Genomic DNA, 12,166 nt, shown 5'->3' on the forward strand with positions numbered 1-12,166 from the left:
CCTTTTGTCAAGCTGGTATTTCAAAGAAAAATGGATTATTTTTGTTTTCCCGATGAGCTGTCGCCTGTTGAATCGGACTTTATACGGCGCAGAGAGAGTGTTTATCGTTAAAAAGGAATTTTTTTTCTGTACGCTCTTGACAATATTTCGTTTTTAAGGTATAATATATCAAAATATTTCGAAATAATGGATCAAAAATATGAAAACACCGGAAATTCTTGAACATCTGCGCCGCCGGATTGTGAGCGGGGAATTCCCCCCCGGCAGCAAACTGCCGAACCGGCCGGAACTGCTGGCGGAGTATTCTGTCAGTGTCAGCGCGTTTCAAAAATGCATCAATCAGCTGATCGAGTGGAACTTTCTGGAGTCGAGGGGGATGAAGGGAATCCGGGTGACGGCGAATCCACCGCATCTCTCGCGGTATGCGCTGGTGTTCCCGACCCTGCCGGACCACAACGAACTGCCGGACGACACGCTGTATCGTTCGGTCAAGTATGAACTTCCGGCGTTTCAGGCGGAGCATCCGGAGATCTACTTTGAATTCTACCGCACCGGAACCGCCGAGGCGCCGGTGACCGCGGAGTTTGAGCGGCTTCTGGCGGATGTCTCCCGCGGACTGCTGGCCGGAATCATCTTCTTCTTTTTCGCTCCTTCGCGCGAGATTCAGAAGAAGCTGGGGAATTTCCCCTGTGTGGTGGTGTCGCGCGACCCGAATGACACGCTGCATCACTACCCGTTCATCACGTTCGACACGGTGGAACTCTTCCGGATGTGCCGGGAGCGGCTGCTGGAGCGGGGGGCGAAACGGATTGCCGTGCTGGTGCACAGTATGCTCGCCTCTGCGCGCCTGACGCAGATCGCCGAACTCTGCGCCGACGGCCGCGCCTTCACGCCGCCGGAGTGGATTCTCGGGCTCTTTCACGAAACCGGGCGGCCGGTGCTCAAGCGGAATCTGATCCGGCTGCTTTTCTCCGGCCTTGCCGGGCAGCGTCCGGACTCCCTGATCGTTTTGAACGAGAACCTGCTGCCGATCGCCTGTGACGCGCTGGCCGAGCTCGGGCTGACGCCGGGCGTGGATGTCCGGATTGCCAGCCACAGCAACTATCCGTTTGAAAAGGAACCTCTTCCGCAGGTCGATTACTTCGTCTTTCAGGTGCACGACATTCTGGAGAACAGTTTTCAGCAGTTGACGGCCCGGGAGCCGCATTCCCTCCGGATTCTGCTGCAGCCGCACGCCATTTCCACCACTCAAAAAAGGAATTTCTGAAATGAATCGCCGTGAAACAGTGACGTACCCAGCTAAAGATTCAGGAGGATCAGGCATGAAGTTTTTCAGACAGACGACCGGCAGAAGGTGCTGGCAATGGAAGTTCACGATGCGAACCCCGTTGCAAAATTCATTTACTTTAATCGAGCTTTTAGTTGTTGTAGCAATCATTGGAATCCTCGCATCCCTGTTGCTGCCTGCGTTGAATCAGGCGAGGGAACGCGCCCGGACCATCCGGTGCGTCTCCAATCAGAAACAGCTGGGGCTGGGAATTGCTCAGTATCTGAAAGACTACGATGACCGTCTTCCGTTGCTTGTGAACAGCGATTACAGCCGGTATTGGCCCTACATGCTCGTCGGCCGTTCGCCGATTACAGATAAACCCTATTTTCAGGGGAACTATGTACATACTGCGATTTTTGAGTGCCCGTCTGTAACTTCCGGCAGTCTGGATACGTATCACGCCTCCCGCTGTTACTACTGGTGGCACGGGTATCCGCAGTATGCCGCCAACGCGGGGATCTGGCGGGCCGACGTGAAGGTCACCCGGCTGCGGAATCCCTCCGCCAAAATCATAACGATGGATACGGCGGCAGGCAAGGCGGGGATCCCTCAGAACTACGGATTTTACCGGGTGCGTGACAACCGGGATTCGGTCTTCAGCTCCGCATTCAGCAACTCCGGCTGGGGAGATCCTTATGCACGGCATCGCGGGAATGTGGTGGTGGCGCTGACTGTGAGCGGCGGTTGTGTGCAGTATTCGGTGCGGAATATCATCTATCCATACGGTTCCCCGCCGTTCGACGGCAGTGAAGAGAACCTGACCCGCTTCTGGTATGATCGTTGAAAGAGAAATTGTTGAGGAATGATATGAAAATCCATTGCCTCATTCTGGCGATGCTGTTGACGGTTTGTCTTCATGCCGCTCCGCACCTTCCGTTCGGCGAAGGGGCGATGCTGGAGGCCGACCGGGAGAATCTGCTTCGTTTTGTCGACGGAGCCGGGGCCGCGTACAGACTCTGTGATATCATGGGCAGGCAGCTCAGTTCCGGGGCGCTGAATGGCGCGGGTGAGTTGACTTTGAAACTTCCCCAGGGATTTTATGAATTGGAGTTCCCCGGTCACCGGGTCGGCCTTTACGTTTCGCCGGCGTGGCAGGGCGCTCCCGATCCATTCTGGGGAATGCAGACCGACGTGAGCCGCCGTGAACGCAAAGAGGGGATGGCGGTGATCGAGCAGGTTCTCAATTTGCTGGAACGGACCGGCATCGGCACGATGCGCGATTACCGGAGCTGGAAGGATGATGAACCACAGCCCGGCAAACTCCGGCCCGGTTCCGATTCGACATTTCAGCAAGTGGCGTCCACGCCGGTGCGGATTCTGCACTATCTGGCCGATGCTCCGTCCTGGCAGCTCCGGCCGGAAAATCAGCAGGCGAAGGGAGAGGCAATCTATCCGCGTCATCTGCTTTCGCTGGAACGTTCTCTGCGGCTGCTTCTGCCTCACCGGGCTCCGGGGATGGTCGGCTGGCAGATTGAGAATGAGACCACCAACCGCCCTTATCCGCCGGATGTGACGCTGTCCGAAATCAACGCCTGTTCCTTTCTCGCCGACAAGATCGACCTGAAACAGCCGATTGTGACGCCCGGGTTCGCCCGACCTCTGGCGGATGAGCTCGGCGGCTATACGGAAGCGGGGCTGGCCGAACTTTGCGATGTCTTTGCATTGCACGTCTATCTGCCTCCGGAAAAGATGTGCGACAGCGTAGCGACTGCCCGCCAGGTTTTGGCGAAAACGTCCAAGCCCGGCATGCCGCTGTGGATTACGGAAACCGGTTATGCCTGGTCGGCGGGTAACGTGAAGAATCCCACGTTCCGGGGAGTGGACGGGCGGAAGCGCGCTCTGCCGGCGGACGATATGGAAAGCGCGGTTTCGCTGGTCCGGAGTGCATGGATTGCCCGGGCGTGCGGGGTCGCGAAATTCATTCCGTTTCGCCTTATCTTCTGCCAGGAGTATTCCGTCAATTTCGGGTTGCTGGATCTGGACGGTTCACCGCAGCGCAATTTTGCCGCCTACGCGTTCGCAGTTCAATGTCTTTCCGGCAAACGTTACATCGGCGAGCTTGCCGCGCCGCCGCGGAACTGGGAAAGTGCGATGGTCTTTGCAAATGGTGATTCTGCTGTGATTGCGGGGTATGTTCCCAGTGGAAAAACCGGGCCGCTGGACTGGAAAAACCTTCCGGTGAAAGAGGCCGTGCGCATCGACGGTTCCATCCCGGGGAGCGGAAGCGCTGCGGAATGGGGAAAGATCGTCTATCTTTTCTGTTCGACAGCCGAGATTGAACAATGGATACACCATGACACCCCCGAAGGAAATCTGTTGAAAATTGCAGAAAATTATCGGGAACAGCCGCGGACTCCGTTCCCGGTGACAACGCAGTTTTCGTATTGGCAATACGACTGGAAGACCAATCTCTACTATGTTGATACGCCGGAAAAGCTGGAGTTTCACTGGTCCAACCTTGCCGACCGTGCATTGCCGGTCGAGCCGGAGCTGCTGTTGCCGGAGGGCGGGCGGATCGTCTCCGTCGCGGAGCCGCTGCCGGATTTGATTCCCGCCGGAACGAAGCTCTCCCGCTCCTGGACCGTCGATCTGACGCAGTGCCGGGACACCATTCGCAGAATCGTGTTGCGCGACCGTCGCGGAAATGCCTCACCGGTTACGCTGCGCTTCCTTGACACCACGTCGCTTACCCGGGAACCGCTCGTCGGAGCCGGCGAGGCGAAGAACTGGCGCGTCAATGCGGGAGGGAAGATGACGATACGGAGCGTTCCGGTGGAAGGGGCGGTCGGTTTTCATACGCGTTTCTCCTCGCCGGGCTGGGCTTATCCGGAATACTTTCTGAACCTGCCGGAAGAGTCTCTGCAGGATGTGATTGCAATTTCCTTTGAGATCCGGGCGAAGAAATTCAGCGACCGCCGCTATCCCTACAGCAAGGTGCTGTTTGTTCACGACCGGAGCAAAAATGACTTCAGCCAGGTCAATTATCCGCCGCCGACACCGGAGTGGAGTTCCAGAATGGTGATCGTACCGGAATCCGTGCGGATGCGTCCGATCTACCGACTCCGGATTGGACTCGGCACGGCGGAGAATGAAATGGATTTTCAGCTCCGCAATATCCGGCTGCACCGGATTCCGCGGTAGAATTGCCGCGTCGGCCGGCTGTTGCCGAGGGGGCGCTTTCTTTCCAGTCAGGGGGATTTTTCGTAACAAAAAAATCCCCCCTTTTTTCCGTTTTTTTCAGCGAGATGGTTGCTTCCTCGCGGAACCTCAGGTATAATCCGTTGCAGAGAAAGCGAGGTACGAAAATGAAACCACTTGCCATTGCACTGCTTGCCGGGATCGGCTGTCTGGCGTCGGCCGGAACGATCAACAACAACCCCTCCGCCGAACTCGGCGTGCTCAACGGTCCGGCCCCCGGGATGAAATTCGAACATGTCCGGATTCTCAACGAGGTGGTAAATGCCAATCCCGACCGCGTCTACCTGCCGCTTACCGTCGAGGGCGGGAACCCCGGCCGCTGTATCCTGCTGCCCGGATTCCGCGGGTTGCGCGGCTACCGCTGTTCGCTCGAGGATTTCTATCTTCGCGAGGCGTGCGAGGTGGAGATCTCCTTCGACGCGCGGGCCGGGAAGAACGAGGAGGGCGACTATACGCCGAATCAGCTCTTCCGGATCGACTTCCGGGCCAACACCGACGGCGACCGCGACTCCTACTACCCGATGCTCAGCGGATTCTCCTTCCGCCCGACGGAGAAGTGGCAGCACTTCTCCAGACGCTTTAAAATCAAGGGATATACCAACTTTTACAGCATCTGGATCCTGCCGGGGGCGGAGCGCAGGATCAATTCGCTCTATCTGGACAACTTCCGCTTCACCCGGGTTGACGCTCCGGCAAAACCGCAGGAGGAATACGCGGTCACCTTCGACAAGGTCGAATCGCTCTACCGCGCCGGAGAACCGGTTGCAATGACCTTCCGCGCCGCGCTCGACGCGAAGGAGGAGACGCTGACGGGCCGGGCGGAAATTCTCTTCTTTCACGACCGGAAACAGGTCGCGTCACTCCCGGTCACGCTCACCCGGCAGCCGGACGGGATCTTTGAAGGACAGGTACGCTGGAATCCTTCGCTCCGCGGCGCCTTTGCCGCGCAACTGAAACTTGCGGGGCGCTCCCCGGAGCGAATCGGCGGCGACTTCGTTGTCATTCACGAGTCCGTGCTCCATCCGCGATTTTCGCCCGGCTGGGCGCTGGGGTCGAATACGGAGAACGGCATCGCCCTCTACATGCCCGATCCGCTCCGGATCAGGACCATCGGCCGTGCCGGCGGTTTCGAGAAGACCTTCCGCGACATGCGGCTCTCCGGCCAGTCGATCGGCCGGGTCTGGGGCTACTGGCGCGCGACTGAGCCGGAGGAGGGGCAGTTTTGCCGCGCGCCGCTCGATGATACCATTCAGATGCTGAAACAATACCGGATTGAACCGGTTTTCTGCCTGGTCGGCAGCTTCAATACGCAGACCAATATTCAGGAGGTGCTCAAACGGGGACGGCACGGATTCCCCGCCTATCTGGCGAAGTGGCACAAGGTGACCGGCGACAACCGCGACGGCGTGCTGATGGTGCCGGTCAAAGGGGTGTACGACCGCTATCTCGACTTCGTGCTGAAGAGCTGGAAGGATGAGGTGAAAATCTGGGAGATGAGCAACGAACCGGGACTGCTGATCCATCCGCCCGCCGGACATGCGAAGTGGTTCATCGACCTCTGCAGATACACCTACGAGACGATCAAGCGCGTTCAGCCCGATTCGATCGTGCTCGGCAACGGTGTGACCGGCGACTTCGGCATGAACATTGTCGGCTGGTGCAGCCAGCTCAACCGCGAGAATCCCGACTACGTCAACTGGCTCGACGGCGTCGCGTTCCACCCCTACAACTGCGGTCTGGACTACATGAACGGCCTCACCTTCCGCTACCGGAACGTCATCCGGGACATCTCCGATACGCTGAAGGTGAAAAAGCCGCTCTGGAACACCGAGAACTACTATCTGCCGACCGCCTACTCCCGGCAGATCAACTACTATGTGAACAAAGAGCGCTACGGCGCGAACGAGATCGCCCGGCAGTTCCTCGACGGCTTCCTGAACGGAGTCAAAGCGACGATGGCCTCATCGACAAACTCCTTCTACCGGCAGGAAAACGTCAACGGCCTCTCGGCGCCGAACGACGTCTTCGCCGCCACCAACGCGCTCTCCGCACTGCTGGCGGGGATGGATTCCGTGGAGGAGCTGCCGCTCTCATCCTGGGTGCGCTGCGGCATGTTCCGCAGCCGGGACGGCAGACGGGCGCTCGGTTTCCTCTACGACATGCGCCCCTCCGGCAGCGTCTGGATTCCGGGCGGCACGAAGGCGCGGGTTCTGGACATCTACGGCAATCCGGTTTCCGGCGGGAGACATCGGCTGAAATTTGAACCGTATTACGTCACCGGCACTCCGGAGGAGGTGCGGCAACTGCTGATGAAATCCCGCTTCGAACTTCAAAATCCGGTGAAGATCCGCGCCCGGCGTTTCGGGGAAACCACCTTTTTCGAGGGGGAAAATCTGACCGGCCTGCCGGAGGAGGTGCCGGCAAAAATCGACACCCTCCCGGTGGAGTTTTCGTTTCGTGGCGACACCCGGTTGAACACAATTGCCGTCGACGGGTTCCGCGGTTCGCTGAACGGGATTGCGCTGGTGCCGGAGACCCCCTGTTACCGGCTGCCGGCGAAACTGGCGCTGGCGGATGGCAGCCGGGCGGAACTCACGTTTGACGGGAAGGCTCTTGTCGTGAACGTGGCGGTGCGTGATCCGCAGGTCCGGCCGGGGAAGGTGTTTCATGCGGGGAGCTGCGTCGAACTCTTTCTCGATGAAGGGCCGTTCCGGAATCTCGCCCGGGATGCCGCTTCTCCGTTTCAGCTCTACGGCACGCCCTCTGGAGAGAAGGGGGCGTTGCGGAACGGAAAACGATTGGAGTTCCCGTTCGAATTCGCCTCGTCGGCGATTCCCGGCGGATACCGTGCAACGTTCCGGATTCCGGTGGCGCAGGAGTACGTCGGGCTGGATCTCATCGTCACCCGCGGCGACGGCGGCAAGGAGCGGATTCCGGGGGTGGAGGGCAGGTCGTTCCAGGAACGCTTTCACTATCCGCTGTTCCGGCTCCCCGGAGAGTGCGGGCTGAAGAACGGTTCATTCGAGCGCTGCAACACCCTTGCCATGCCGAAGCACTGGCTCTACGATGTCCGGTACGGAACGGCGTTCCGCTGTGCGCCTGAGGCGGGATACGCCGGGCGTGGCATGGCGGTCGCCGTCGAACGGTCGCAGAAGGTTCCGGCGCTGGTCACGCAGCGCGTGGAGTTTCCGGCGGGGCGGTTCCGGCGGGCGACGCTCTCGTTTCTCGCGAAACTCGACGAAGTGAAGAGTCCGAAGGAGGGGAAGGGGAAGTCCGGCATGCAGGTCCGGTTCGGCATGAAGCGTCACGGCGAAAGCGCGGTGGAGAGAATCCGGAAACAGGACATCACCGGCACGTCAGCGTGGCGGCTCTACCAGTTTCCGGTCACGTTGCGCAACAACACGGACTTTCTGGAAATCGGCCTCGGTCTGGGGCCGGAGACGACCGGAACCATCTGTCTCGACAATGTCAGACTGGTGCTGGAATAGGTTTTTCAAGGGAGAAAGGAGTTCATCTCATGAAATTGTGGTCTGTGGTATCGGCGTGTGTCGCCGCGTGCATACTCAACGCCGCCGACGATCTCCGCATCGATCTGCTGGCGGACTGTGATCTCGCCTGCAATGCCGTTTCCGAAGGAGTGACCGGCGCTCCGGCGCGCTGGATGAAAGCGCATCCGCTCCGGCGGCTGGTGGTCACCGCTCCGGCGGAGGAGGGGTGGAAGGCGTACTCGGTGACATTCACGCCGGAAAACGATGGAACCCTCCAGCTGATCGTCATGGGCAATCGGAGCGATCAGGTGATCTGTTACGACAAGTTCATACTCAAGGGCGGAACATTGAAAAACGGCGACTTCGAAGAGATCGGCTCCCGGGGCGTTCCGGCGGGATGGATCCTCCAGCCGGAAGCGCTCGGCTCCGGCGGAGCCTTCTCTGGAACATACTGCGTGCGGACCAGTCATGACAAACGGGTTCAGCAGTCGATTCCGGTGAAGGGAGGTGTGCCGTTGACGCTCACGTTTTTCGCCCGCCGGGCCGGATGACCGGCGGCGGTGGTCGTTGATGGACTGGTACTCTCTGCACTAGTGAGAGCCCGTTGTTCTCAACCGCCGGGAATCCGGCTTCAGGGAATGCGGTAGAGCCGGGTTCTCCACGGCGCATCGGGATCTTTGGAGAAGAAAACTTCTCCGGAAAGTCTTCTCCACTCCCGCAGGGCGTCGCGCCAGTTCTGCGGCGTCGGCCAGCCGAAGGCGAACCAGCCGGGCGGATTGTGTCCGCTGTAGCCGTTGATCGTGACCATGCCGGTCTGCTGCGCCGCCAGCATGGTGTACAGATTGGTTTCCGGACCCGGTTCCCCGGGTGTGTAGCGGAAGACGAGGGAGCGCGGCGGCAGTTCCTGCATCTGTGCCGCAATCCGGTCGACCTTCTCCCGGACCGCCGCTTTGTCATAGCGCGATTGCGGCTGGAAGACCATCCCTTCCAGCACCAGGATCGGGAGCGCGATCCACAGCCATCGTCTGAATTTCCCCGCCCGCAGACGATCGATCACCCAAGCGACGAAGATTGCCTGAAAGAGCAGCAGCACGAGGATGATTCGGGTCATGCTCCGCAGGCTGTTGAGCCCGGGGAGGATTTCGCGCAAGGTCTTGTAGAGGCTGAACTCTCCGATTTGCAGACTGAAGCAAAACAGGACAAGCCAGCAGAGAAACGCACTCAGCAGCAGGGGATTGCGCGGCGCTTTCCGGCACAGGACCCAGGCGGCGGCGACGGTGGCCGCCAGCGCCGCGATTCCGGAAAAGAGAACATGTTCCTCCCGGTAGGAGCCGACGGCGATGAGAGAGGCCAGCCAGTGCCAGCAGAGAGCGTCATCCGCCGGGAGAAAATAGCTTGAAAGGCGGGGCAGTTCGAGCAGCTGAATGCTGAACGGCTGAATTCGGTTCAACATGCGCCAGATTACGAGGTAGGGCGGAAACAGAAATTTCGCAAGCAGGAGGACGGGGATGGCGAGCAGAAGTACCCGCCCGAGGATTTCACGGCAGTTCCCGCCCGGCAGAACCTGCCGCCAGTCCTTCCGCTTCCGGTCCCGGATTGCCAGACAGCAGAAGAGCACCGCCAGCGCCAGAAGGAGCAGAGTTCCCAGGTAGATGGAGCAGGCGAACTGCCAGAACAGCGCGCTGGTGAGCAACGCGAAACAGCGCAGGTCCGGCTTTTTCCAGAAGAGCCAGAGTGCGCCGAACGCGAGCGGAATCGGGAAGCGCGGCAGCAGTTGAATGTGGGTGAGCTGGGCGGTGACCGGCATGGCGAAGGTGAAGAGGTAGCCGCCTGCCGCCGCCGCGAGCGGGGAAAACTCCAGTTTCCGCAGCATCCAGACGCAGGCGGCGAAGTTCAGCAGATACTGGAGCAGAATCCAGCACTGGAGCGCGCCGTCCGGAGTGAACCCGGCGATCCGGAAGAGCGCGTAGAAGGGCAGATTCCCGGCATGGCAGTCCGAGTAGGCGAGGGCGAGCGGCGCGGGGTAGAAAAACGGCGCGTTCCAGAATGAGGACTCTTCGCCCATCAGCCAGAGGTAGCCGTGTTCGAGCACGTAGCGGTTGAACAGGGTGTCGAGCGAGCCGGGCAGCGTGGAGAAGTTCCAGCCGAAGTAAGGCATCAGCTGAAGGAGAACTCCGGCAAGAAAGAGTAGAACGCTCCACCGCAGGACAGGCTGCCGGAGCAAAGCGGCTGTTGTCCCGGAAGCGATGGTTTCAATTGGTTTTCTCATATGTCTTTCTGAATTGGAATTTTTGCAGGTTGTATAACTGTAGCGTGGAAGAAGCCGCGTTGCAACCGGTTTCCCGTTTTTTTTGCAGAATTTCAGAAAAATCATTTGACAAACAGAGGAAAAAGAGCGATATTATAAGAAATTTGAAAAGGATTTTTTCGATGAATACTTCGTTTCAGCGCATCAACAATACCTGGCAGTGGTGGTGGCGAAAGCCCGCCGTTGCCGGCCTTGTCATGCTCTGAAACTCCCCGATACGACACCGGGAGGTCCTGAAAAGGGGCATGACCGGGAAAAGAAAACCGATTGACGGCGGGTCCGATCCAACGAGATTGCGACCCGCCTTTTTTTGTGCAGATTTTTCAGAAAACAACATACAGGAGAGAGAAAAAATGATGAAGTTTGAGGAGTTTCGCCAGCTGGCGGAGGGTGCCAACCTGGTTCCGGTGGTACACCGGGTGCTCGCCGATCTGGAGACGCCGGTTTCGGTGCTGGCGCGTTTCCGGGATGACGAGAACGTCTTTCTGCTCGAAAGCGTCGAGGCGGGGGAGCGGTTCGGCCGCTACTCCTTCCTCGGCATTCATCCGCGCGGCGTCTTCACGGTGGAGCAGGGGCGTCCCTACTATACCGATGGTACCGGGAAACGGGAGCTTCCGGCGCCGGAAGGGGCGTTCACCGCGTTGCGGGGACTGCTCGACGGAATCCGTCCGGCGGCGGTTCCGGATCTGCCGCCGCTCTTCGGCGGCGCGATCGGCTACATCGGGTACGAGACGGTCGGCGAATTCGAGGAGCTGCCTCCGCCGAAACCCGGTTTGAAAGGGCCGGAGTGCGCCTTCCTGATCACCGATGAGATGATCATCTTCGACAATCTGCATCATACGATGATGATTTCGGTTTCGGTCCGTCCGGAGGAGTACCCGAATCTGCGGGCCGCCTACGATCACGCCGTCGCCCGGATCGGTGAAATCCGCGAGACGCTGCGCCGTCCGGCTCCGGCTCTGGAAGCGGTGGCCGGACCGGCGCCGCAGCTCCATTCGAACATGAGCCGCGAAGAGTATATGGCGATGGTGGAGAAGGGCAAGCAGTACATCTGCGACGGCGACATCATTCAGGTGGTGCTGTCGCAGAAGTTCACGGCGGAGTTTCATCAGCCGCCGATTCAGCTTTACCGGGCGCTGCGGCTGGTGAACCCGTCGCCCTACACCTTCTACCTCAAGCTGGGCGAACGGGTGCTGGTCGGCTCCAGTCCGGAGACGCTGGTGCGGCTCGACGGGGGCACCGCGATGGTGCGGCCGATCGCCGGAACCCGCCGCCGCGGCCAGACTCCCGCCCGCGACCGGGAGCTCGCCGACGAGCTTCTGCGCGACGAGAAGGAGCGAGCCGAACACCTGATGCTGGTCGATCTCGGCCGCAACGACCTCGGCCGGGTGGCACTGCCGGGCAGCGTGCAGGTCAAGGACTTCATGACCGTGGAACGGTATTCGCATGTGATGCATCTGGTGACGACGGTGGAGGCGCTCCCCGCCGAGGGGGTGGACGGCTTCGATCTGGTCCGTTCGGTCTTCCCCGCCGGAACGCTCTCCGGTGCGCCGAAGGTCCGGGCGATGGAGATCATTCACGAGCTGGAACCCGAACCGCGCGGCACCTACGGCGGTGCGGTCGGCTACTTCAGCTACACCCGGAACATGGATCTGGCGATCACCATCCGCACATTGCAGATTGAGAACGGTCAGGTTTCGATTCAGGCCGGAGCCGGAATCGTCTACGACTCCGATCCGGCGACGGAATATGAGGAGACGGTCAACAAGGCCGCCGCGATGCTCCGGTCGCTCCGGCTGGCGGCGGCGGGGCTGGAACTGTAACGCGAAGAAGAGGAGCTTT

7 protein-coding genes are annotated in these 12,166 nt (G+C 59.8%); 6 read left to right on the forward strand and 1 reads right to left on the reverse strand.

Annotation, left to right across the window (positions count from 1 at the left end):
- Positions 1-199: 199 nt before the first annotated feature.
- The 5 genes from ACMLHG_RS04000 (at position 200) to ACMLHG_RS04020 (ending at position 8,567) form a co-directional block, all read left to right on the forward strand.
- Positions 200-1,267 (forward strand): GntR family transcriptional regulator, encoded by a 1,068-nt coding sequence (locus tag ACMLHG_RS04000; protein WP_417169638.1) that lies wholly within the window; start codon positions 200-202, stop codon positions 1,265-1,267.
- Positions 1,268-1,322: 55 nt separating this feature from the next.
- Positions 1,323-2,114 (forward strand): type II secretion system protein, encoded by a 792-nt coding sequence (locus tag ACMLHG_RS04005; RefSeq protein ID WP_417169639.1) that lies wholly within the window; start codon positions 1,323-1,325, stop codon positions 2,112-2,114.
- A gap of 23 nt (positions 2,115-2,137) precedes the next feature.
- The gene (locus ACMLHG_RS04010; RefSeq protein WP_417169640.1) at positions 2,138-4,471 is read left to right on the forward strand and encodes a hypothetical protein; all 2,334 of its coding nucleotides are present in this window, start codon (positions 2,138-2,140) and stop codon (positions 4,469-4,471) included.
- A 164-nt stretch (positions 4,472-4,635) separates the two neighbouring features.
- Positions 4,636-8,016, forward strand: a complete 3,381-nt coding sequence (locus tag ACMLHG_RS04015) for a hypothetical protein (RefSeq protein WP_417169641.1) — start codon at positions 4,636-4,638, stop codon at positions 8,014-8,016.
- A gap of 29 nt (positions 8,017-8,045) precedes the next feature.
- Complete coding sequence (locus ACMLHG_RS04020) at positions 8,046-8,567, forward strand: hypothetical protein (RefSeq protein WP_295808005.1); 522 nt, start codon at positions 8,046-8,048, stop codon at positions 8,565-8,567.
- A gap of 80 nt (positions 8,568-8,647) precedes the next feature.
- Here the strand turns inward: ACMLHG_RS04020 and ACMLHG_RS04025 are convergent, their stop codons facing one another.
- Entirely contained in the window at positions 8,648-10,285 is a 1,638-nt protein-coding gene (locus ACMLHG_RS04025) for a hypothetical protein (RefSeq protein WP_417169642.1), read from the reverse strand.
- Between the two features lie 392 nt (positions 10,286-10,677).
- Between ACMLHG_RS04025 and trpE the strand changes: the two genes are divergently transcribed.
- Complete coding sequence (gene trpE / locus ACMLHG_RS04030) at positions 10,678-12,147, forward strand: anthranilate synthase component I (RefSeq protein ID WP_417169643.1); 1,470 nt, start codon at positions 10,678-10,680, stop codon at positions 12,145-12,147.
- The last annotated feature ends 19 nt before the right edge of the window (positions 12,148-12,166 follow it).

The organism is Victivallis sp. (genome assembly GCF_048170485.1).
GTDB lineage: Bacteria > Verrucomicrobiota > Lentisphaeria > Victivallales > Victivallaceae > Victivallis.